At 61.5% G+C, this 21,047-nt stretch carries 24 protein-coding genes; 10 read left to right on the top strand and 14 right to left on the bottom strand.

The window, feature by feature from the left end:
- Window positions 1-12 precede the first annotated feature (12 nt).
- Window positions 13-1,779 carry a GmrSD restriction endonuclease domain-containing protein gene (locus AC1DXM_RS24195; protein ID WP_477236877.1) on the top strand — a complete coding sequence of 589 codons (1,767 nt, stop codon included), beginning with the start codon at window positions 13-15 and terminating at the stop codon, window positions 1,777-1,779.
- Between the two features lie 6 nt (window positions 1,780-1,785).
- On the opposite strand, the gene AC1DXM_RS24190 is transcribed toward AC1DXM_RS24195, so the two are convergent.
- The 3 genes from AC1DXM_RS24190 to AC1DXM_RS24180 form a co-directional block, all read right to left on the bottom strand.
- Window positions 1,786-2,178: a RidA family protein gene (locus tag AC1DXM_RS24190; RefSeq protein WP_477236875.1), complete on the bottom strand. Its 393-nt coding sequence runs from the start codon at window positions 2,176-2,178 to the stop codon at window positions 1,786-1,788.
- A gap of 66 nt (window positions 2,179-2,244) precedes the next feature.
- Window positions 2,245-2,709, bottom strand: coding sequence for a cupin domain-containing protein (locus AC1DXM_RS24185; protein WP_477236873.1), 465 nt, complete (start codon window positions 2,707-2,709; stop codon window positions 2,245-2,247).
- 304 nt (window positions 2,710-3,013) lie between these two features.
- Complete coding sequence (locus AC1DXM_RS24180) at window positions 3,014-3,751, bottom strand: DUF899 family protein (RefSeq protein ID WP_477236871.1); 738 nt, start codon at window positions 3,749-3,751, stop codon at window positions 3,014-3,016.
- A 160-nt stretch (window positions 3,752-3,911) separates the two neighbouring features.
- Here AC1DXM_RS24180 and AC1DXM_RS24175 point away from each other — a divergent pair, with 160 nt between their 5' ends.
- Complete coding sequence (locus AC1DXM_RS24175; protein ID WP_477236869.1) at window positions 3,912-4,256, top strand: hypothetical protein; 345 nt, start codon at window positions 3,912-3,914, stop codon at window positions 4,254-4,256.
- A gap of 287 nt (window positions 4,257-4,543) precedes the next feature.
- On the opposite strand, the gene AC1DXM_RS24170 is transcribed toward AC1DXM_RS24175, so the two are convergent.
- Together AC1DXM_RS24170 and AC1DXM_RS24165 are read right to left on the bottom strand one after the other, a co-directional pair.
- Window positions 4,544-5,032 carry a GNAT family N-acetyltransferase gene (locus AC1DXM_RS24170; RefSeq protein WP_477236867.1) on the bottom strand — a complete coding sequence of 163 codons (489 nt, stop codon included), beginning with the start codon at window positions 5,030-5,032 and terminating at the stop codon, window positions 4,544-4,546.
- Between the two features lie 5 nt (window positions 5,033-5,037).
- A complete protein-coding gene (locus AC1DXM_RS24165) occupies window positions 5,038-5,967 on the bottom strand; it encodes a transglycosylase SLT domain-containing protein (protein ID WP_477236865.1) in 930 nt (309 codons plus the stop codon).
- Window positions 5,968-6,145: 178 nt separating this feature from the next.
- On the opposite strand from AC1DXM_RS24165, the gene AC1DXM_RS24160 reads away from it, so the two are divergent.
- Entirely contained in the window at window positions 6,146-6,715 is a 570-nt protein-coding gene (locus AC1DXM_RS24160; RefSeq protein ID WP_477236863.1) for a methylated-DNA--[protein]-cysteine S-methyltransferase, read from the top strand.
- Between the two features lie 169 nt (window positions 6,716-6,884).
- Here AC1DXM_RS24160 and AC1DXM_RS24155 read toward each other — a convergent pair whose 3' ends face one another.
- Window positions 6,885-7,223 (bottom strand): hypothetical protein, encoded by a 339-nt coding sequence (locus AC1DXM_RS24155; protein ID WP_477236861.1) that lies wholly within the window; start codon window positions 7,221-7,223, stop codon window positions 6,885-6,887.
- 275 nt (window positions 7,224-7,498) lie between these two features.
- On the opposite strand from AC1DXM_RS24155, the gene AC1DXM_RS24150 reads away from it, so the two are divergent.
- A complete protein-coding gene (locus AC1DXM_RS24150) occupies window positions 7,499-7,711 on the top strand; it encodes a cold-shock protein (protein ID WP_015316174.1) in 213 nt (70 codons plus the stop codon).
- A gap of 246 nt (window positions 7,712-7,957) precedes the next feature.
- Window positions 7,958-8,158 (top strand): hypothetical protein, encoded by a 201-nt coding sequence (locus tag AC1DXM_RS24145; protein ID WP_477236858.1) that lies wholly within the window; start codon window positions 7,958-7,960, stop codon window positions 8,156-8,158.
- A 104-nt stretch (window positions 8,159-8,262) separates the two neighbouring features.
- Here the strand turns inward: AC1DXM_RS24145 and AC1DXM_RS24140 are convergent, their stop codons facing one another.
- The gene (locus AC1DXM_RS24140) at window positions 8,263-9,123 is read right to left on the bottom strand and encodes an EAL domain-containing protein (protein WP_477236856.1); all 861 of its coding nucleotides are present in this window, start codon (window positions 9,121-9,123) and stop codon (window positions 8,263-8,265) included.
- A complete protein-coding gene (locus tag AC1DXM_RS24135) occupies window positions 9,120-10,013 on the bottom strand; it encodes an EAL domain-containing protein (RefSeq protein WP_477236854.1) in 894 nt (297 codons plus the stop codon). Before AC1DXM_RS24135 ends, AC1DXM_RS24140 begins: the two co-directional genes overlap by 4 nt.
- Before the next feature lie 275 nt (window positions 10,014-10,288).
- Between AC1DXM_RS24135 and AC1DXM_RS24130 the strand changes: the two genes are divergently transcribed.
- The gene (locus AC1DXM_RS24130) at window positions 10,289-11,491 is read left to right on the top strand and encodes a pyridoxal phosphate-dependent aminotransferase (RefSeq protein ID WP_477236852.1); all 1,203 of its coding nucleotides are present in this window, start codon (window positions 10,289-10,291) and stop codon (window positions 11,489-11,491) included.
- 124 nt (window positions 11,492-11,615) lie between these two features.
- Here the strand turns inward: AC1DXM_RS24130 and AC1DXM_RS24125 are convergent, their stop codons facing one another.
- Together AC1DXM_RS24125 and AC1DXM_RS24120 are read right to left on the bottom strand one after the other, a co-directional pair.
- Window positions 11,616-12,011: a (R)-mandelonitrile lyase gene (locus AC1DXM_RS24125; RefSeq protein ID WP_477236850.1), complete on the bottom strand. Its 396-nt coding sequence runs from the start codon at window positions 12,009-12,011 to the stop codon at window positions 11,616-11,618.
- A gap of 37 nt (window positions 12,012-12,048) precedes the next feature.
- Entirely contained in the window at window positions 12,049-12,600 is a 552-nt protein-coding gene (locus AC1DXM_RS24120; RefSeq protein ID WP_477236848.1) for a methyltransferase family protein, read from the bottom strand.
- Window positions 12,601-12,747: 147 nt separating this feature from the next.
- On the opposite strand from AC1DXM_RS24120, the gene AC1DXM_RS24115 reads away from it, so the two are divergent.
- The 3 genes from AC1DXM_RS24115 (at window position 12,748) to AC1DXM_RS24105 (ending at window position 17,137) form a co-directional block, all read left to right on the top strand.
- Entirely contained in the window at window positions 12,748-13,605 is an 858-nt protein-coding gene (locus AC1DXM_RS24115) for an alpha/beta fold hydrolase (RefSeq protein ID WP_477236846.1), read from the top strand.
- Window positions 13,606-13,858: 253 nt separating this feature from the next.
- Window positions 13,859-15,910, top strand: coding sequence for an elongation factor G (locus tag AC1DXM_RS24110; protein WP_477236844.1), 2,052 nt, complete (start codon window positions 13,859-13,861; stop codon window positions 15,908-15,910).
- A 729-nt stretch (window positions 15,911-16,639) separates the two neighbouring features.
- Window positions 16,640-17,137 carry a methyltransferase family protein gene (locus AC1DXM_RS24105; protein ID WP_477236842.1) on the top strand — a complete coding sequence of 166 codons (498 nt, stop codon included), beginning with the start codon at window positions 16,640-16,642 and terminating at the stop codon, window positions 17,135-17,137.
- A gap of 19 nt (window positions 17,138-17,156) precedes the next feature.
- Here AC1DXM_RS24105 and AC1DXM_RS24100 read toward each other — a convergent pair whose 3' ends face one another.
- Both AC1DXM_RS24100 and trxB read right to left on the bottom strand, forming a co-directional pair.
- On the bottom strand, window positions 17,157-18,053 hold the full coding sequence (locus tag AC1DXM_RS24100; protein WP_181058731.1) for a LysR family transcriptional regulator: 897 nt from the start codon (window positions 18,051-18,053) through the stop codon (window positions 17,157-17,159).
- Between the two features lie 80 nt (window positions 18,054-18,133).
- The gene (trxB, locus tag AC1DXM_RS24095) at window positions 18,134-19,108 is read right to left on the bottom strand and encodes a thioredoxin-disulfide reductase (RefSeq protein ID WP_477236840.1); all 975 of its coding nucleotides are present in this window, start codon (window positions 19,106-19,108) and stop codon (window positions 18,134-18,136) included.
- A gap of 256 nt (window positions 19,109-19,364) precedes the next feature.
- On the opposite strand from trxB, the gene AC1DXM_RS24090 reads away from it, so the two are divergent.
- Window positions 19,365-19,835 carry an Lrp/AsnC family transcriptional regulator gene (locus AC1DXM_RS24090; RefSeq protein WP_112560993.1) on the top strand — a complete coding sequence of 157 codons (471 nt, stop codon included), beginning with the start codon at window positions 19,365-19,367 and terminating at the stop codon, window positions 19,833-19,835.
- Here the strand turns inward: AC1DXM_RS24090 and AC1DXM_RS24085 are convergent.
- A complete protein-coding gene (locus AC1DXM_RS24085; protein WP_477236837.1) occupies window positions 19,832-20,482 on the bottom strand; it encodes a D-glycero-alpha-D-manno-heptose-1,7-bisphosphate 7-phosphatase in 651 nt (216 codons plus the stop codon). The two genes, AC1DXM_RS24090 and AC1DXM_RS24085, sit on opposite strands and share 4 nt — an antisense overlap.
- Complete coding sequence (locus AC1DXM_RS24080) at window positions 20,475-21,047, bottom strand: D-sedoheptulose-7-phosphate isomerase (RefSeq protein ID WP_436260997.1); 573 nt, start codon at window positions 21,045-21,047, stop codon at window positions 20,475-20,477. Before AC1DXM_RS24080 ends, AC1DXM_RS24085 begins: the two co-directional genes overlap by 8 nt.

Here is a 21,047-nt window from a genome sequence, read left to right as displayed (position 1 = left end):
CAAGGATGAATCATGGCCGATCTTGCTTCGCAGCCGACGTCAGTTCAGACGGTATATAATTGGTACAGAGAAGGGAAGCTTGAGGTTAATAGACGTTACCAGAGAAAGTTGGTCTGGACCCTCGAAGAGAAACAGAAGTTAATTGACTCTCTTCTGAGAAAATATCCGCTCCCAGCAATATTACTCGCAGAACGCCAAGAAACTGTTGGGAAATTTGAGATTATCGACGGGCTACAGCGGCTCCACAGCATCGTCTCATTCATCGAGCACGCCTACGCTACAATCGATGGCTCTTATTTTGACGTACAGGAATTCGCGTCAGCCAAGAGATACTCGGATTTATTTGACGTACTCGATGGCGTAAAGAAAATATCTCCCAAGGAAGTTTCAGTTATACTTGACTATGCATTGCCTATGTCAATTATGAGAAACGCTACGGAGAAAGAAATCACGGACGTCTTTGATCGAATCAATACTTACGGCCACCGCCTAAGCGACCAAGAAAGACGGCAGGCGGGGGTTGAAACCGAGTTCTCAAAGTTTGTTCGTGAGCTTTCCTGCGAAATTCGTGGAGACGTTTCCAAGCAAACCTTAGAATTATTCGACATGCCATCAATTAGTATTGATTTGCCAAAATCGAAGTATGGCTACTCGGTTCAAGCTGAAGATGTGTTTTGGGTCGATCAAGGGATTCTTCGATCCACAGACCTTAGAGACAGTTTAGACGAACAATGCGTCGCCGACATCTCAGCTTGCGTCGTCAACGGCGAACCAATTGATCGATCCAAGGACGCACTTGATCAAGTTTACGATTCAGAAAGTGAGGAATCAAAGGCCATAGAGGCAGCGCTGGGCGTCTACGGGAAAGAGCGCCTGTCCGATGAATTTAAATACTGCATCGACGAAATAAAAAAGGTATGCGCTTCGTCTGATCAAAAATTGCGATCGATCATTTTTTCTCAGAAAAACACTAACGCCTTTCCTAGTGTATTTGCCGTAATATTTTTAGCTTTCCATGATATATTTATTAACCGAAGCAAGATAATTGCCGACTATAAAGGTATAAATAAATCAATCATTAATATCGTCGACAGGTTAAACACAGGTCGGAAAGCGACATCTCCAAAGGAGAGGCAGGAAAACGTCGACGTGGTCGTTGGAATGATAGAAAAGCACCTTGTCAACGCCAAAGGGGATGAGCTGAAGAAAATTATATACAACGATCATAGCGTTGTGGACATTGAGAATATCGTTAGGCGCTCGATCATAGAATTGCCAAACTACGAACTTAAGCAAGGCTTTGTTCGCCTCAATGATAAAAGAGACGTTGACCTGAGTGTATTTGATCAAGTCATTCACACGATTTGCGCCATCGCAAACATCGGCCCAACCTCATCTGGCAAAGTACTTATTGGTGTTTCCGATAAAGATGCTGACACGAGACGGATCGTTGAGCTCGACAAAATTAAGCCCCGCGAAATCGGCGGAAGATCCATTGTGGGTGTTTTTCGAGAATCAGATGTACTCGGAATATCCCGGGAGGACTACCTAAGACAATGGCGGGATGCCATCGCCAACTCGCACCTGTCAGAGCCGCTTAAGCAAGCCGTTCTCGCGCATATTGATCTTAACAATTACTACGATTTGGGAGTTGTTGTAATCTCGGTTCCCTCGCAGAAAGCCATCTCCAGCGTTGGCGAGGAGATATTTTTTCGAAGCGGGGACCAGACGGTCAAGGCAAGCCCTCTAGCAGTCGCGGATATAGCCAAGAGATTCTGATTCTCCTCACCCCACCGCCACGCACTCGATCTCGATATCGAACTCCATCGGCCAGGACGCCACCGGCACGAAGGTTCGCGATGGCGGGTTTTCGGGAAAGTGCCGGCCGTAGACGCGGTTGATGGCGTTGTAGAAGCCGGCATTGGCGGCGTAGATACGCACCATCAGCACGTTCTCCAGCGAGCTTCCCGCCGCTTCCAGGCAATGGCGCAACGCCCTGAGCGACGCCTCGGTCTGCACCTCGATGTCGCCCTTGACCAGTCTGCCGGTTGAGAGATCGAGCGGTGGCATGCCGGAGACGAAGACCTGTCCCGCGCCCTTGGTCACCAGCGACAGCGGCACGCCCAGCGCCCGCACCGCCGCCGACAGCACCGGCACTTCGATGATTTCTTTTTTCACTGTGATCTCCCTTTGTTTGCAGGGAGCTTATCCCGGCGCGGACGGAACGCCAGCGCCGTCCAGTACTTACCCCTGCCCCGGATACGGCGTGCCGTCCTTGTGCAGGAACCGGCCGTCCGAACTCGGGCTCATCATGTCGATGTCGGAGCAGGTTATGACATCGTCTAGAGAGCGCGAGCCGACTTCGAGATAGCGCGCCGTCGTCGACGAGCGGTTGATCATGTGATGCCCGTTGCCGCTGTTCTTCGCAAAGGTCGCGCAGTCGCCTGCCCTGAGCAGCGTCTCGCCGCCATCCTCGACCAGCACCAACTCGCCTTCCAGCACATAGACGAGCTCGTCCTCATGGCTGTGCCAGTGCCGCTGGCTCGACCAGCCGCCGGGCGGCAGGGTCATCAGGTTGACGCCAAAGTCGGTGAGGCCGCCGGCATCGCCGAGCCGCCGCCGCGTGCGCTCGAGGCAAGGGGCGTCGAAGGGCGCGGGGTAGCCGGAGCCTTTGCGGACGGGCACGGCTGAGATGTCGATCCTGGGCATTCACTCCTCCTCGATTCCGCATCGAATCTACGTCACAATCGCCCGCGCACAGGGCGGGCCAACAGATGTCAGCGCTGCCCCTCATTGCCCTGCCGGGCATTTCTCCCCGTATAGTGACGGGGAGAAAGAGGCTTGCGTCCAAGATTTCGCCAACTGCCAGCGTTGCAGGAAGGGTGCCGGCGTTGCGGCCAGCCCCCTTCTCCCCGTCACAATACGGGGAGAAGATGCCGACAGGCAGATGAGGGGCAGCGCCGGCGCCTGGTGAGCTGAAACGATGCCGGGGCAGGAGCGCCCCGCGCCACCCTCAGTGACAACACCCATACTGCAGCTGCTCATTCCAATCCGGCCGGCCCTCCGGCGTGAAATCCATCAGGTTCCACAGGATCTCGCAGGTCCCGATGGCGCGTGGGTCCTGGCCGGGGTCCGTTGGCGCGAAGCCGAGCTCGGACGACCAGAAATGCCTGATGCCGTCTCCGTCGCGGTGAAACACCGACATCAGCGGCAATTGCGCGCCGTCATCGGCCTCGGCGTGGTAGTCGCGCTTGAAGGTATTGCCGGCTGAGGAAACGAGCCGGATGTTCTTCCAGCCGCGGTCGCGGCCAAGCGCGATCATGTTTTCGAGCGCGGTCTTGCCGACCACAGCGAAATTGAAGCCGGCGGCTTCGAGATGCCCGACGGCGCCGTCGAACTGGTCGAGCAGCGCCGTGCAGGACGGGCATGGCTGGTCCTGCCTCGCCAGCTTCGCGGTCTCGCCGCTGGCCGCCACATCGCGCGTTTCCTGCGGATGGCGCGGAAACATCATGTTGTAGAGGATCAGCGAATCCTTGCCCGGCGCAAACAGTTCCGACAGTTTTATCCGCGCCGGCTTGCCGTCCGGGCCAAGCCCGTCGAAGACATAATCCTGCGGCACCAGCCCGCCTGGCGGCAAAGCGCGTCTGGCGACAGCCACGGCCTCCATGGCGCGGCGCAACTCGATTTCCTTCTGCAGGAGTTTTTCACGCGCGGTGCGATATCTGGCGGATTCGTTGGGGAAGGTGATCATGGTCGTCTCCTTGGCCGTCGCGCCGGCGTCCCGGCGCGGATTGCTCTACGGCCTGAGGACGTTTCACGGCGATCGGTTCCGACATTTTTGATCCGGGAAACGGGCTCGCCTTGCCGTATTGTTCCTGTCGGCTAGATCTCTGGAGATCAGGGGAGCACACATGCACGAGCAGACCACCGAAGAGATCGACCTGCGTTGCCCGCAGATCGTCGCCGACAACGCAGCCAAGGGGCTGCGACTGCGCAAGCAGTTCGGGCGCGGCGGCACCGAGATCGGCGTCGCCCGCGCCACCGAATTGAAGAACCGCGAAAAACTCGCGCCGTCCACCATCCGCCGCATGGTCAGCTATTTCGCTCGCCACGAGGTCGACAAGCGCGGCAAGAATTACGGCAATGAAGACAATCCGTCGGCAGGCACCATCGCCTGGCTATTGTGGGGCGGCGACGAGGGCCGCGCCTGGGCGCTCGAGCTCAAGAAGAAGATCGGCAATGCGCCTGATATTTGAAGGCTGGCTGCAGACGACTGGCGGGCCCCAAACCCCCGCCTGGGACCCGCCAAGGAGTGGCTGAACACATGCCGGTGCAGCCGCCTCCACATCTGCCAGTCGTCGATCCGCCATCGGACGAAAGGCACGGATGGTGAGGTAGCATCCGGTTGCAGCGGCCTATGTGAAACAGTTCACAATCCGAAGGATTTCAACAGCTCGCGAGCAATTCCAGGAAAAGTGGGAACCGGTTTTCCCGGGAAAAGCGCGTAGCGCTTTCCCTTGGGAATTGCGTCAAAACAGAAGCCTTAGCCTTCCCAAGCGACTTGAATCATTCCCAGCCGCTCGTAGAGCCTGAGCGCTGCGGCGTTCTCGACCGTGTTGGTCTTGAGGTCGACATGGGGCGCGCCTCGATCGCGAAAGGCGTTGAAAGCCTGCCACATCAGCGCTTCGCCAATGCCTTTGCCGCGCGCCTCGGGATGAACGGCGAGGTCCTTCACGAAGGCCCTCGTCCAGCACAGCGCTGCCGCAGCCAGCCGTCCTTTGGCGTCGATGACCAGGAAACACAGCGCCGGGTCGAATTCGGCATCGCCTGAGATACGCGGCCACCATTCGTCGAAGGGTCCGTCGGTGCCGTCATCGAACACCTCGCTCAGCAGCGCATGCAGGGGTTGCGCGTCACCATGTTCGAAGCAGCGCATGGCAAAGCCGTCCGGCCAGTGCGGTGCAACGAGCGTCTCGTCGAGGATCTTGCGCAGCCGGATGTCGTTTGGAGCCGGCGGGCGCGGTTCAGGCATGGCGCTCAGGCGTCGGGCTGCAGCCGGCGGCGCTTGCGGTCGACACCGAGGCCGGTGGCCTCGAGCAGGCCTTTGCGCTTGGCGTCGAAATAATAGCCGGTCTGGTAGAGCCAGTCGGCCTTCTTGGCGTTGCCGTCGGCACACAGCCAGGCGCCGCGCAGATATTTGACCGCGTATTTCAGATTGGTCTCAGCATCGAACAGGCCCTTGGCCGGGCCGTCATAGCCCATGCCGCGCGCCGTCGTGTGCTTGATCTGCATCAGCCCCCAATGGCCGTTGTTGTAGGCCTTGGGATTGTAGGTGCTTTCGCGGTTGACGACATGGCGCACCAGATCGACAGGCACCTCGTAGAGCGCGGCATATTTCTGGATCAGCTGGTCGATGTCGCCGCGCATGCCGGTGGCTTCTGCCGGCGCGGGGCTGAGCGGCGCGGCGGGGAACTGCACCAGGGCAGCCGGATTCTGCGGCCCGACATAGGCGACCTGCTGCACGCCGGGCAAGGTTTTCTGGCCACCTGCGGCAGTCGCCGGCATGACAAGCCCGGCGGTCGTATACGTCTCAGCGGCAACTGGCTGCCCGGCTTTGCCAGGCGCCGGCGCCTGCCAGGCATTGGCGGTCATGACGGCGGGCATGGCTGCCACTGTCGGCGTCGCGCCGGCAAAAGCCGCTGTCGCGGCGGTCGGCTGCGTAGCGGAATCGAGCGCTGGGGTTACGGGCGCCGCTTCGGCCGCCTGAACGGGTGTAACCCCTGAGGATTGCGGCAGCACTGAAACCGTGTCGGGCAGCGGCACGGTGAAGCCGGCATCGCTGCCAGCGGCGGTCGCCGTTTCGGTCAACGCAGGCGTAGCCTTCATCTGCGAGGTCGATTGGCAGCCGCTGAGTGCGGCGGCACCGACGATCACGCAGATCGCAATAAAGTTGAATTTTGCTGGCAAGCCGCGCGGGTCCGGTTTGTCGGGTTGTTAAGAAGTCCTTACACCAGCGATTCCTGGTGAGCAATCGGGGCCATCCGGTGGTTTTCGGGTGGCGAGAGCTGGGGCCAGATGCCATATTGTTCTGCATATGTACCGGTCGGTATGCCGGTTTTCGCCACTTTGCGGAAAGGAGCGCATCATGGAAACGACATCTTCGATCACAGCCGGTCACGCAGTGTTAGAAACAGTGATCGGCTTCATGGGCATCGCCTGGAGCGAAAGGGGCCTGATCCGGCTCTGCCTGCCCGAAAAGAGCCGCGAAGCGGTGGAGCGCCGGCTGATGCGCCATGCCGGTGTCTCAGCCAATACCGCGCAGCCGCAATGGGTCGTCGAACTGATCGCCTCGATCAAGGCCTATGCCTCAGGCGAGGACGTCGATTTCTCCGGCGTGCCGGTCGATCTTGACGGCGTCGACGACTTCCGCCTCGCCATCTACGACGCGGCGCGAAAGCTTGGTTATGGCGAAACCACCACCTATGGCGAACTGGCCAAGCGCGCCGGCCAACCCGGCCTGCCGCGCGAAACCGGCGCCGCGCTCGGCGCCAATCCCGTGCCGCTGGTCATCCCCTGCCATCGCATCCTGGCCGCGGGCGGCAAGATCGGCGGCTTCTCGGCCCCGGGCGGCTCGGCCACCAAGGAAAAGATGCTGGCCATGGAAGGCGTACGCGTCGGCCCGCCGCCCCCGGCACAGGTCTCGTTCGGGTTCTAAGGCGCTAACCATCATCGCATGCCACCCAGGGTACGTTGAGATTCAGGTCAGGCCGAGTCGAAAATGGCTGATATCGAGAACCGGAGCGGAGCGTACTTTTCGTACGTGAGCACCGGAAGCGCAGGTATCAGCCATTTGCAGGCCCGCATCACCTGAATATCGACGTGCCCTAATGACGGCGCAGAAAGCGGCGATGAAAATGGTCGTTCTCGATCCGCTTGCAGAGATAGACCGGGCAGGATTCGGTATCGGCGCTCGGCACATAGGCGCGTTTCCTGACCTCGCCGATATTGCAGAATTGCTGGCTCTGCACGTAGCGGTCGAAGAGCGGCAGCCCCGGTACGCGCCTGGACTGATAGCGCAGGATCACCGCGCCCTGGCGGGCGATCGTGCCCTGCACCCTGTCGCAGCTCATACGAGTGGGGTCGTAGCGCGAAATCGCCTGCGCTTCGGCGGCCGCCAGCGTCAGGCAGACAGCCAGCAGAATGGTTTTCGCGACGGTTTTCATGGTTGCCTCCCAAAACCGGACTAACGCCGTGGGGCGCCCCGATCTTCCCGATTGCTCAACGCTTTCATGCGATTGGGGCGGCCTTTGGGCGGCGCCATTTTTCGACCCATCTTGTTTTTGGTGTAAAACCCGCCTATATCAGGTCCATTGATATTTCGGCCGATCGATCCGGGCCTCGCGATCTTCGCGTTTGCTGACGTCTATCTCCAAAATCTCGATACACACCGGCTGAACCTCGGTTCGGTCAAACCAAAGCAAATGCGAGGACTATTTATATGGCAACTGGTACGGTCAAGTGGTTCAATGCCACCAAGGGCTTCGGCTTCATTCAGCCTGATTCGGGCGGCGCGGACGTTTTCGTCCACATCTCCGCTGTCGAGCGCGCTGGACTGTCGACCCTGGTCGAAGGCCAGAAAATCAACTTCGAGATCGAGCAGGACCGCCGCACTGGCAAGTCGTCCGCTGGTTCTCTGAGCAAGGCAGCCTGATTTTGCGATAGCGCGCGCCGGACGAGAGTTCGGGGCGCGCGGCAAGTCACGGATGTACTGACAGTCGCGCGAGAAGCGCGCTGGAGTGGAAAGACCCGACCAGCTGGATCAGCAGATAGCTGCCAGCCCGGACTTAAAGCTCCCGATCAGGCTACCGAAAATGGGAAGGCGGGATTTATCCCGCCTTTTTGTTTGTCTGGGGTTAAGCCATTTCACTCTGCAACGTCGGCCATGCTATTTCGGCTCATGACCAAGCTTGAACAGATCGAAAAATCCGTCGCAGCGCTAAGCCCCGAGGAATTGAAGGCCTTTGCCGCATGGTTCGAGGCGTTTCAGGCAGATGTGTGGGATATGCAGATCGAGACCGACGCCAAGGCTGGCAGACTGGATAAGCTTGCCGAGCAGGCGTTTGCCGAACTTCGCGCGGGCCGAGTTCGCCCTCTCTGAATTCGCGCTACCGGCCGAAGGCCGCAAGCCCGACCGGGCGTCGCGCCCGTTGGCGCGCCCCGTCCGGAGCGAGCCGCGAAGCGGCGGCAAGCGTGAGGACAAAATCACCTCCGCAGATGCAACGGCACCACCTTGTTGTCAGCACCCAGCAGCGCCTCGATCGACAGCGGCTGCTGGTTGAAGATCGTGCCGGCCAGCGCCGGGCGGCCAAGGTGATACCCCTGCAGCAGGTCGACACCGCCATCCAGCGCGACGCGCAGATGCACGGATTGCTCGATGCCTTCGACCAGCACCTTGGCACCGCGATCGTGCAGCGACGAGACGAGCGGCCGGAAGAAGCGCTCGGCGGCAGCGTGGCGGCAGAACTCGGCGAACCAGCCGCCGTCGATCTTCACGATGTTAGGTTGAAGCAGGCTCATCCGCTCGGCGGTCGAATGGCCGGTGCCGAAATCATCGATGGCGACGCGAACGCCGTGGCGCCGTATCTCGCGCACCAGCGGGGCCAGCACATGATCGTCGGCGGCCTGCTCGGTGATTTCGCAGACCAGCATGCCGGCATGCAGGTCGAGATCGCCGAGATGCCGGGTCATCAGCCGGATCTCAGCCAGCGCCCGCCCGAGATGATCGTTGATCATCGGGTTGTAGTTGAAGAACAGGTCGAGCCCATCGACGCCGATGTTGCGGAAGTTTCTCAGATGCAGCATCCGGCACATCGTCTCGACAAACAGGCGGTCGCCCGCTGCGATGCTGTCGAAGAACACGGCCGGCGCAACCGGCATGGCCGCTCGGTGCGGTTCGACCAGGGCCTCGACCGCGACCGCCGCCAGAGCGCCGCCGCGTGGCGCAAAGATCGGCTGGTAGGCGCTCTTCAGCCGGAACGCGCCATAGACGCCGTATTCGATGCCAACCTCGTCGGCGAAGATCGCTTCGCCGACATCGCGCCGCCGCTCGCGCTGCCCGGTCATGGCCCGGTCCTGCGCCCGAACACCCGGCCCGGCCGTGCTGAAGCGGTTCGGCCGGCAGGCGCCTTGACTGGCTCGACCGCCGCGACAGGTGGCTGCGCATCCTTGCCGAAAACGCGAAAACTGGTCGGCGCCAGTTCCGGCTTCGCCAGCACGAAACCTTGCACCATCGAGGCGCCCGATTTCTCGGCGAGTTCAAGTTGCCAGCCCTCCTCGATGCCCTCGAACACGGTGCGGATGCCTTGCTGTTCGAAGTTCGTCACCATGGTGGTCAACAGGGCGAAGCCGGCGCCTGACTCCATCAGCTGCGTAATCCAGTGCGCATCGAATTTGACGATGTCCGGCTTGAGTTCCTTGATGCGATTGATGTCGGATTCATCGGCGCCATAGTCGTCAACGGCGATGCGGAAGCCATTGGCCCGCAGCGCCTCGACGAAGCTGTAAAGCGTTTCCTGCGACGCCGACCTCTGCTCGGTCACCTCGCACACGATGCGGCGCGGATCGATCCCCGCCTCGTGCAGCACCAGGCGCATGTCGCGCAGCGCGTTGTCGACGATGGAGCGCTCGGTGAACACCGACGGGTCGAAATTGACGAAGATCGAGGCCTCTTGCGGCAGGCAGGCGCCGGCGTTGAGCAAATGCAGCGTGCGCGTCAACGCCTCGATATGCAGGCGGTCGCCGGCCGGACAGGTCGAGAAGAAACTCATCGGCGATTGCGGCTCGCCGCCGCGAAACGGCCGGATCAGCCCCTCGAACGCCGCCACCGACAATTTGCCCTCTTTGAAGGCGAAGATCGGCTGGAAGGCGCTTTGCAGCGTATAGATACCCCAGACACCCGACGAGGTGCCGTCATCATTACGGATGAGATGGGCAAGCCCGATGCTGCGTGACAAGGGTCCCTCGCTCCGCGAGACAGGCGAAATGGCTGGCGATCCTGCCGTCAAAGGTTTTAGCGGCCGTTGATGAATTTATTCTTGCCGGGGATGCGCTCCATGGATTGCTTCACACAACCCGGGTGTAAACTTGGCGCAGGCGGCGTCCCAAAGCCGATCTTCACACCTCCTTGAGCCCTGGCTCATCCGACAATGCTTGCACTTGGCGGGTTGATGCGACATGAGAAGCGCCGCAGCTGTTCCCGCTGCGCCGACCCCTCTGGAGATATCTGGTCATGGCCTTTCTTGCCGACGCCCTTTCCCGCGTGAAGCCTTCCGCCACCATCGCGGTGACGCAGAAAGCCCGCGAGCTGAAAAATGCCGGCCGTGACATTATCGGCCTCGGCGCCGGCGAACCGGATTTCGATACGCCCGACAACATCAAGAATGCGGCGATCGAGGCGATCCGCCGTGGCGAGACCAAGTACCCGCCGGTATCGGGCATCGTGCCGCTGCGCGAGGCGATCGCCAAAAAGTTCAAGCGCGAGAACAATCTTGACTACAAGCCCGAGCAGACCATTGTCGGCACCGGCGGCAAGCAGATCCTGTTCAACGCTTTCATGGCGACGCTGAACCCGGGCGACGAGGTCATCATCCCCCGCCCCTACTGGGTCAGCTACCCCGAAATGGTGGCGATCTGCGGCGGCACCTCGGTGTTTGCCGACACCTCGATCGACAATGGTTTCAAGCTGACGCCAGCCGTGCTGGAAAAGGCGATTACGCCGAAGACCAAATGGCTGCTGATGAACTCGCCGTCGAACCCGTCGGGCGCCGCCTATACGGAGGCCGAGCTGCGCGCGCTGGCCGACGTGCTCTTGAAACATCCGCATGTCTGGACGCTGACCGACGACATGTATGAGCACCTGACCTATGGCGATTTCGTCTTCAAGACGATCGCCGAGGTCGAGCCGAAGCTTTATGAGCGCACGCTGACCATGAATGGCGTGTCGAAAGCCTATGCCATGACCGGCTGGCGCATCGGCTATGCGGCGGGTCCCGTCCAGCTGATCAAGGCGATGGACATGATCCAGGGCCAGCAGACCTCCGGCGCCTGCACCATCGCACAGTGGGCCTCGGTCGAGGCACTCAACGGTCCGCAGGATTTCGTCGCCAAGAACAAGGCGATTTTTCAAGGGAGGCGCGATCTCGTCGTGTCGATGCTCAACCAGGCGCGCGGCATAAGCTGCCCGTCGCCCGAAGGCGCCTTCTACGTCTATCCGTCCTGCGCCCAGCTGATCGGCAAGAAGACCAAGGCCGGCAAGGTGATCGACACCGACGAGGCCTTCTGCTCCGAACTGCTCGAGGCCGAGGGTGTCGCGGTGGTGTTCGGCTTGGCCTTCGGCCTCGGCCCCAACTTCCGCATCTCCTACGCGACGTCGGAGACGCTGCTGGAGGAAGCCTGCACACGCATCCAGCGCTTTACGGCATCGCTGACCTGATCAGGCCAGCCTGAAACAGAAAAACCCGGCGTCACCGCCGGTTTTTCTGTTGGCGCCTCATGCCTCTAGTTCCGGCATAGGCGGTAGCGAAGCGTTGGCGCATGCGATTTCGCTCGCCATGCGCTCAGCCGCCATATTGTTCAGAGGTTACCGCTTCCATCCAATCGGCATGGACGCCGTCAAGCGCCTCCTGCATGGCGACATGGCTCATCGTCGTTTTCGGACCCGCTCCGTGCCAGTGTTTTTCGCCGGGCTCGAACGAGATGACGTCGCCGGCCCTGATCTCCTGGATCGGGCCGCCCCATGTCTGCGCAAGGCCGGCGCCCGCGGTGACATAGAGTGTCTGTCCGAGCGGATGCGTGTGCCAGTGGGTGCGCGCGCCGGGCTCGAAGCTGACCAGCGTGGCGCGCAGCCGCGCCGGCGCTTGCCTCTCGATGATCGGCGTCTGCAACACGCGGCCGGTGAAATACTTCTCCGGCGCGATGATGGTCGGCACGCTGCCGCAGGAGATTATCTTCATCTGGCGATCCTCAATCCGGCAAACCCTACCCCCCTGCCTACCACCCCAGCCGCGGCCAGAACAGGCCGGCTCGGCCTCGATAGGCCTGATAGTCGCCAGCCAGCGGCGTGCGCGAAAATTTCTTCTCTTCGTCGAGCGCCGCAAACACGTAAAGGATGGCGATCCCTGCGACCGGCACCACCGCCCAGATCGACCACGTCGCGATCCCCCATCCGATCCAGAAGATGATGTAGGACGTATAGAACGGGTGGCGGACATAGCCGTAGGGGCCGTCGGTCAGCAGGCTGTGCGGATCGTCGGGCGCGAAGGCGAAGCGCAGCCGCGCCTTGCGCGACGTGGCAATCGCCCACCAGAACAGGGCAGAGCTCGCCAGTTCGACGGCAAGTCCGGTGAGCTTTGCCGAAACCGGCTGCGACTGGATCCACAGTATGGCGAGAAAGAACAGCGCAGTGGCGATGACCGCCGCCGATATTGCCATGGCGCCTGGAGACATGGCCTGCGGTTGGAAATGCGCCCGCATCGACCAGACATACTGGCCAAGCGTCGCGATGCTGCAGATCGAGACAAGAAGATCGAGAACTGGTTCCATTGTCGGGATTCCGCGGTGGTTGCCATGGAGCCGGTGGGCACGCCGATGGTCGATTTCTGGAAATCCTTTCTTAACCACATGTTTAAAGAACATATAGAGCCCGCGATGCGATGTTGGCCTTCAGGCAATCTGAAGGTCTAATCCAGCATGAGCATCACTGACCGCACCATCCGCACGCCGCAGGCCGATTTGCGCCTCAGCCAGTCGTCGGGATCCGGCATGCCCATCGTCATGATCCATGGCTCAGGTTCCTCGCGCGCCGTGTTTGCCCGTCAGTTCGACAGTCCGCTCGCCGATGCCCATCGGCTGATCGCCTTCGACCTTCCCGGCCATGGCGAGTCATCGGATGCCCGCGATCCGGCAACCGCCTACACGATTACCGGCCTGGCCCAGACCACCGCCCGCCTTCTCGACGCCCTGGGCATCGACCGCGCCATCATCTTCGGCTGGTCGCTCGGCGGCCATGTGGCGATCGAACTTGCCAGCTTCCACCATGCGGTGAACGGCCTGGTTCTGACCGGGGCACCGCCGGTGCCGAGAGGACCGCTCGGCATGCTGCGCGGCTTTCACGCCAATTGGGACATGCTGCTCGCCTCCAAGAAGGTCTACTCCGAACGCGACATCGAGCGCTTTGAGGCGCTTTGCTTCGGCGACACCGCCAGTCCGTCATTCCGTGAAGCCATAAGGCGCACCGACGGCAGGCTGCGCGCCGGCGTGGCGCGCAGCATGTTTGCCGGCAAGGGCGCCGACCAGAAACAGGTGGTGGAACACGCTCCGTTCCCGGTCGCGGTGATCAATGGAGAGCATGATCCGCTGGTGCGGCTGAGCTACTTCGAGACGGTGGCCTACGCCTCGCTATGGGAACAGTGCCATGTCATCCCGGACGCCGGCCATGCACCTTTCTGGGAACGCCCAAACCTGTTCAACCCGCTGTTGTCGCGCTACGCCGAAACGGTGGTGAAGCAGAGTGCAGCCACGCCGGCGCGGCGAAGCCAGGGCCGCTGAAAACTTCCCGACATGTTTCTAATCCCGCTTCTCGCCCTCTCCGCCTGACGGCGGCGCACGCCGATTTCTATTTTCCTTGCCCTGCCGCCTAACCCGTGGGACGATGGGTTTGGGCAGGTGGCAAAATGAAAACAACCCCGCCCGCGACGGTCGAACAGGCCGGCCGCCGCTCACGACAGGGTGCGATCGGCGCAAAACCGTTTCCACTTTTGCTGATCGCACTCCAAGGGCAACGCCTGAGTGGAGGTCAGCCATGGGTACTCGCGCCGGAGGACGACGCACGGGACCGAAATGCATTGCCATAGTCGGTCCCTTTGCAAGCGGTAAGACGACACTTCTCGAAGCCATCCTCGCCCGTACGGGCGCCATCCCCCGCCAAAATCCCGTTTCATCGGGAAGCACCGTTTCCGATCATTCGCCCGAGGCGCGGGCGCACGCCATGAGCGTCGAGGCTACCTTTGCCACAACCGAATTCATGGGCGAGCAGGTCACCTTCGTCGACTGTCCCGGCTCGATCGAATTCTCCTTCGAGGCCGAGCCGGTGCTGGCCGCCTGCGACCTCGCCGTGGTTGTCGCCGAGGCCGACGAGAAGAAGATCCCGGCCTTGCAGCTGATCATGCGCAAGCTCGATGATCTCGGCGTGCCGCGCATCCTGTTCCTCAACAAGGTCGACAAGGCGATCGCCGGCGTGCGCGACACGCTGAAGATGCTGCAGCCGACGAGCGCGGCGCCACTGCTGCTGCGCCAGATTCCGCTGCGCAAGGACAATGTGGTGATCGGTTCGATCGACCTGGCGCTGGAGCGCGCCTACATCTACCGCGAATATGCCGAAAGCCAGGTTGCCGAAATACCAACTGACGACAAGGCGCGCGAGCTTGAGGCCCGCTTCTCCATGCTGGAGACGCTTGCCGATCACGACGACCAGCTGATGGAGCAGTTGCTGGAGGAGATCGAGCCGCCGAAAGACGCGGTCTTCGACGACCTCGCCGCCGACCTGCGGGCCGGCGCCATAACGCCGGTGCTGATCGGCACCGCCGAAAGGGGCAATGGCGTGCTGCGTCTGTTGAAGGCGATCCGCCATGACGCGCCGGATGTAGAGGCGACCCGCAAGCGCCTCGGGGTGCCGGACGGCAATCAGACGGTGGTCCAGGTGATGAAGACCATCCACACCGCGCATGGCGGCAAGCTGTCTGTGTCACGCATCCTGTCGGGCCAACTCGCCGACGCCACAGAGCTTTTCCTGTCGAACGGCGAGACGGCGAAGGTCTCCGGCATCTACAAGATGCTCGGCAAGGACCAGTCCAAGCTCACCGCCGCCAAGGCGGGCGACACGGTGGCGCTGGGCAAGCTGGACGATGTCAAGACCGGCCAGACGTTGAGCTCCACCAAGGGCGGCATCAAGCCGCTGATTACGCTCGCGCCCCCACAGCCGGTCTTCGCCTTCGCCCTGCGGCCGAAGGAGCGCAAGGACGAGGTCAAGATGTCGGCGGCCATCCAGCGCCTGGCCGAGGAAGATCCCTCGCTCAGCCTGCGCCACAACCAAGACTCCGCCGAAACCGTGCTGTCCGGCCATGGCGAGATGCATCTGCGGGTCGTGCGCGAGCGGCTGGAAGGCAAGAACCAGATCCCGGTCGAAGGCCACGCGCCTGCGGTCCCCTATCGCGAGACGATCCGCAAGACGGTGCAGCAGCGCGGCCGCCACAAGAAGCAGTCGGGCGGCCATGGCCAATTCGGCGATGTGGTGATCGAGATCAAGCCGCTGCCGCGCGGTTCCGGCTTCCAGTTCTCGGACACCATCACCGGCGGCGTCGTGCCCAAGACCTACATCCAGTCGGTCGAAACCGGCGTGCGCGATTATCTGAAATCCGGCCCGCTCGGCTTCCCTGTGGTCGATGTTGCCGTCAACCTCTCCGACGGCTCCTACCATGCCGTCGATTCATCCGACATGGCCTTCCAGATGGCAGCCAAACTCGCGATGAAGGAAGGCATGGCGGCGTGCTCGCCGGTGCTGCTCGAGCCGATAATGAAGGTCGAGATCGTCACGCCGTCCGAAGCCACCTCGAAGATCATCGCGCTGATCCCGCAGCGGCGCGGCCAGATCCTCGGCTACGACGCACGGCCCGACTGGCCGGGATGGGATGTCGTTGAGGCGACCATGCCGCAGGCCGAGATCGGCGATCTGATCATCGAACTGCGCTCGGCGACCGCCGGCGTCGCCAGCTATCGCTGTGCCTTCGACCATATGGCCGAGCTTACCGGGCGGTTGGCCGACGAGGCGATGAACGCCAACGGCAAGGCTGCCTGACAGGCGGTGGCTGATTCGCACAAAAAACGGCGCCCGGATGATCCGGACGCCGCTCTTATTGCGGACCGTCTTCTTGGAAGGAAAACGGCAGGTCCGCCGCATGTATCCGCCGCGCCCGACGGCACTGGCAGACGAATAGGTTCGGACGCGGTAGCCGCCTGAGCCCGGATCTTCCGAGTGATGCCCCCATCTCTCGGACGAACCACACCGCGTCCTATGATCTGCTTAAACGATGAATCGCGCCTGCGATATGTTACCTGAGGTTACATGTCACTGTTACGCGGCAATTCCGGTCGGTTTTTCACCGGTTGCGGCAGGCCTGAAAACAAAAAAGCCGGATCAATGAAGATCCGGCTGAGTTTGATTGGAAGTGCCTGTTAAGGCTAACCTCCAGAGGGGAACACTCGAGGGCGCTAATGGGAGGAGAACGCGCCCAGGAGATGATCTATATATGTGCTCATCATGCCCAAGAAACAAGCATCTATTTTGCAACACACGCATGCAAAAAGGCGCAGGCTGTGGTCTAACCCATTTTAGGGCACGATAGGACCAGAAAAAGACTTCAAATGGCCTGCGCGACCGGCCCATAGCTGTCACAGAACCGTAACCGGACCGATTTTTGCGCCAAAGCGCGAAAATGCCAAATGACACGGAATCAGGCAGAGCGCGTTTATTTTTTCGGCATCGGTCGGAATCAGAACATCAGGCCGTCGGCAAGGGAGACCTGAAATGCGGACACCTCAGGCGATCGCCGGCAGCGCGGTCTTCTTCATCGCAGCGCCCTGCGTCGTCGCCGGTGTGGTGCCCTGGCTGCTGACGGATCACTACCATGTGCCGCTATCGACTGTGCCCGGTTTCGTTCCGCTCGGCTGGCTTCTGATCGTCGCGGCCATCGCCCTGCTCATTCATTCCTTTGCCCGCTTCGCGCTTGAAGGCCTCGGCACACCGGCGCCGGTCGCGCCCACCGAGAGGCTGGTGATCGGCGGCGTCTACCGCCATGTCCGCAACCCGATGTATGTCGCCGTGCTGTCGATTATCCTCGGCCAGGCGCTGCTGTTTTCAAGCTGGACCGTCATCGCCTATGCCGTCATCGGCGCGATCGTCATGGGCTCCTTCGTGAAGCTCTACGAAGAGCCGACGCTGGCCCGCCGGTATGGCGCCGAATACGAGACCTACCGCCGCAACGTCCCCGGCTGGCTGCCGCGGCTGACGCCGTGGCGGAAATAGCTACAGAGCATCGTGAGGATCAAAACGACCAGCTACGCGCTTTCGCGATGATGAAATCGCGGAACACGTGCAGCTTGGCCTGGTTCTTCATCGCGTCGGGATAGGCGAAATAAGTGTCGAAGGACGGCACCTCGGTCTCCGGCAGCAACTGCACCAGATCCGACTCCTTGGAGATCACATAGTCGGGCAGCATGGCGATGCCCGCGCCGCCCTGCACGGCGCGCTTGATCGACAGGATGTCGTTGATCTGCAGCGTCGGCACCCTCTGCCCGCCTTCGAAATCGCCGATCGTTTCCAGCCAGTTCAGTTCCGACAGATGCGACGGCACCGGCACGCCGAAGGTGACGATGCGATGGTTCTTCAGATCGGCGACCGAGGTCGGCTTGCCGTGTTTGCCGACATAGGCCGGCGAGGCATAGAGGTGGAAATGTACGGTGAACAGGCGGCGCTGGATCAGATCGGGCTGCTGCGGCTGGCGCAACCGGATCGCGCAATCGGCCTGGCGCATGGTGAGGTCGAGCTCTTCATTGGCCAGGATCAGCTGCAGGCTGATTTCGGGATAGAGTTCGATGAACTCCTGCACCCGCTCGGTCAGCCAGCCCGCGCCAAGCCCGACAGTGGTCGTCACCCGAAGCACGCCGGACGGCCGGTCCTTGGCTTCGGTCAGCCGCGACTTGATGGTCTCCAGCTTCATCAGCACGTCATGCGCCGTGCGGAACAGCATCTCGCCCTGCTCGGTCAGCACCAGGCCGCGCGCATGGCGGTTGAACAGCGGCACGCCGACATCATGTTCGAGCGCGCTGACCTGGCGTGAAATCGCCGATTGCGACAGATGCAATGTTTCGGCGGCATGGGTAAACGACCCAGCCTCCGCCGCAGCGTGAAACACGCGAAGCTTGTCCCAGTCCAACGCCATTGAGTTCCCCTCGTTCTGTTTTTGGCGTCTGAATGAAAAATCAGGCTTTTGAACGGCTTGCTCTGCCGTCTTGATAGATTTTATTCCGCCGCTTCGCGGAGCACCTCGATGCCGGCCAGGTACTTTTCCGCCTCGAGCGCGGCCATGCAGCCGAGCCCGGCGGCGGTCACCGCCTGACGGTAGATGTCGTCGGTCACGTCGCCGGCGGCAAACACGCCGGGCACGTCGGTGCGGGTCGAATTGGGCGCCGTCCACAGATAGCCGTTCGGCTTCTGCTTCAGCTTGCCGACGAACAACTCGACCGCCGGCGCATGGCCGATCGCCACGAACACACCGTCGACCTTGAGATGGCTGATCTCGCCCGTCACCGCATTCCTAAGCTTCAGCCCTTCGACCGAAGGTGGCAGCGGCGTCTTGCCGGGCCGGCCGGTGATCTCGTCGACGATCGTGTCCCAGATGACGCGGACATTGTCCTTCTTCAGCAGCCGCTCACGCAGGATGCGCTCGGCACGGAAATCATTGCGGCGATGAATGACGGTCACGCTCTTCGCCAGATTGGAGAGGTAGAGCGCCTCCTCCACCGCCGAATTGCCGCCGCCTATGACAGCGACATCCTTGCCGCGGTAGAAAAAGCCGTCGCAGGTGGCGCAGGCCGACACGCCGAACCCCATGAAGGTCTGCTCGGTCGGAATGCCCAGCCACTTCGCCTGCGCGCCGGTGGCGATGATCAGCGCGTCCGCCGTGTAGGTGGTGCCGGAATCGCCCTTGGCGCGGAACGGCCGCACGTTGAGATCGACCTCGGTGATGATGTCGTTGATGATGTCGGTGCCGACATGTTCGGCCTGCTTCAGCATCTGCTCCATCAGCCACGGACCCTGGATCGGATCGGCGAAGCCCGGATAGTTTTCGACATCGGTGGTGATCATCAGCTGGCCGCCCTGCTGCAGGCCGGCGACGAGCATCGGCTTCAGCATGGCACGCGCGGCATAGACCGCGGCGGTATAGCCGGCCGGGCCGGAACCGATGATAAGGACAGGCGTATGTTTGGTGGTCATCTAGAGCCTCTGCGGGGCAGACAATCGAGTGTGCCTTGGAAAAAGACGTGAAATGTCGCTGGTAATGTAAGGGTTGCCAACCACGCCAGCAAGACGAACGGGCCGTCGTCCCCGGAAAGCTTCGGCCCACAGACATATTCGCGCAATCGCCGCTTTCGTTACCGCCCTAAAATCGCCTGACCAAGGGCTGGCATCGCCACAAAAGTCGTTTAATGACAAGATCGCGAAAGATTCTTGCGCTTAAGCCGAGACGACCATGCCCCTGAAAGCCGACCTCGACGCCATCGACTGGAAGATTTTGCGCGAGCTTCAGGGCGACGGACGCATGACCAATGTCGAACTGTCGAGCCGCGTCGGCATTTCCGCCCCGCCCTGCCTGCGCCGTGTCCGGCGGCTGGAGGAAACCGGCATCATCAGGGGCTATCGTGCCTTGCTCAACGCGCCGGCGCTTGGCATGGACGTCGTCGCCTTCTGCCTGATCGGCCTGCATCACCAGGCCGATGCGGAGCTCAAAACCTTCGCCGAGCGTACGCGCGGCTGGCCGATCGTACGCGACGCCTGGATGGTATCGGGCGAATCCGACTTTTTGCTGCATTGCGTGGCGAGCGACCTCGGCACGTTCCAGACCTTCGTCATCGAACAGCTAGCCTCGGCACCCAATGTCGACACGGTGCGCACCGCGCTCACCATCCGCCGCGTCAAGGACGAAGGGCTGGTGGCGTTCTAAGCCACGCCCAACCCGGCGATTACGTCGCACAGTCTGCGGTAGTCATTGCCCGTCATCAGCTTGCGCGTCGTGAAACTGCCGTCCGGGGCCTTTTTGTTGAACCTGCCGCCGACGAGCCACCCTTCTACCAGCCCACCTCTTCGACCGGCTTCCATGTCGTCAGCCTTGTCGCCAACGATGATCGATCGACCGACGTCCACGCCCAGCACATCACCAGCGCGCAAAAGCATGCCTGGATTAGGCTTGCGCATCGGATGATCGCCTATCGCCAGTTCACCCGTGCCGCTCGAATGGTAGGCACAGGCAAGCACCATATCGATGCGGCATTGCTCGGCTTCGAGAAGTGCCAGCAGCCTGGCATTCACGGCGGCGAATTCAGGCCAGCCGAAGTAGCCGCGCGCAATGCCCGACTGGTTGGACACTATGATCGCAGGAAGGCCGACGATATTGGCGGTTCGGATTACTGGCAGCATTTCCGGCCGCAGGACGATGTCAGCGGGATCGCCGGGATAGCCGGTATCGACATTGATGGTGCCGTCGCGGTCGAGGAACAGCGCCGGTGCGTTGGCTGGAAACAGCCGAGAACCGACCCGCTCGACCCACAGGCCGGGCTCAGCCAGCGGATACGGCGGCTTGCCGTCAGCCATCGCTGAGACGCGCTTCGACCACTTCGCAGAGATAGTGATAGAGGCAGAGATGCCCCTGCTGGATGATTGGCGTCGAGGTCGAGGGCACGTTGAGCAGGATGTCGGTGAGCGGCTTCAGCTTGCCGCCGGTGTCGCCGGTCAGGCTGATCACCGTCATGTCCATCATCCGCGCCTGTTCGGCAGCGGCAAGAATGCTCGGCGAATTGCCGCTGGTCGAGATCGCCAAAAGCACGCCGCCGGCGGCGCCATGCGCCTCGACCTGGCGCGAAAACACCGTGTCGAAGCCGTAGTCGTTGCCCCAGGCAGTCAGCACGGCGGCATTGGCCGGCAGCGCGATGACATTGTAGGCCTTGCGCTCCCTAAGGAAGCGGCCGACCAATTCGCCGGCAATGTGGATGGCGTCGCTGGCCGAACCGCCATTGCCAGCGATCAGCAAAGCCTTACCGGACGAAAGCGCGGTGACGATAGCCACTGCCGCCCGCTCCATCTCGCCGGTCAGGTCGCGCTCGACCATCGCGTTGATCGCGGCCGCCGAGCGGACAAGATAATCGTTCAGTCCGGACAT

This window comes from Mesorhizobium sp. P3_A2 (genome assembly GCF_056403115.1).
Note: the sequence above shows the minus strand (reverse complement) of the source record. Positions and strands in the feature narration are given on the sequence as shown.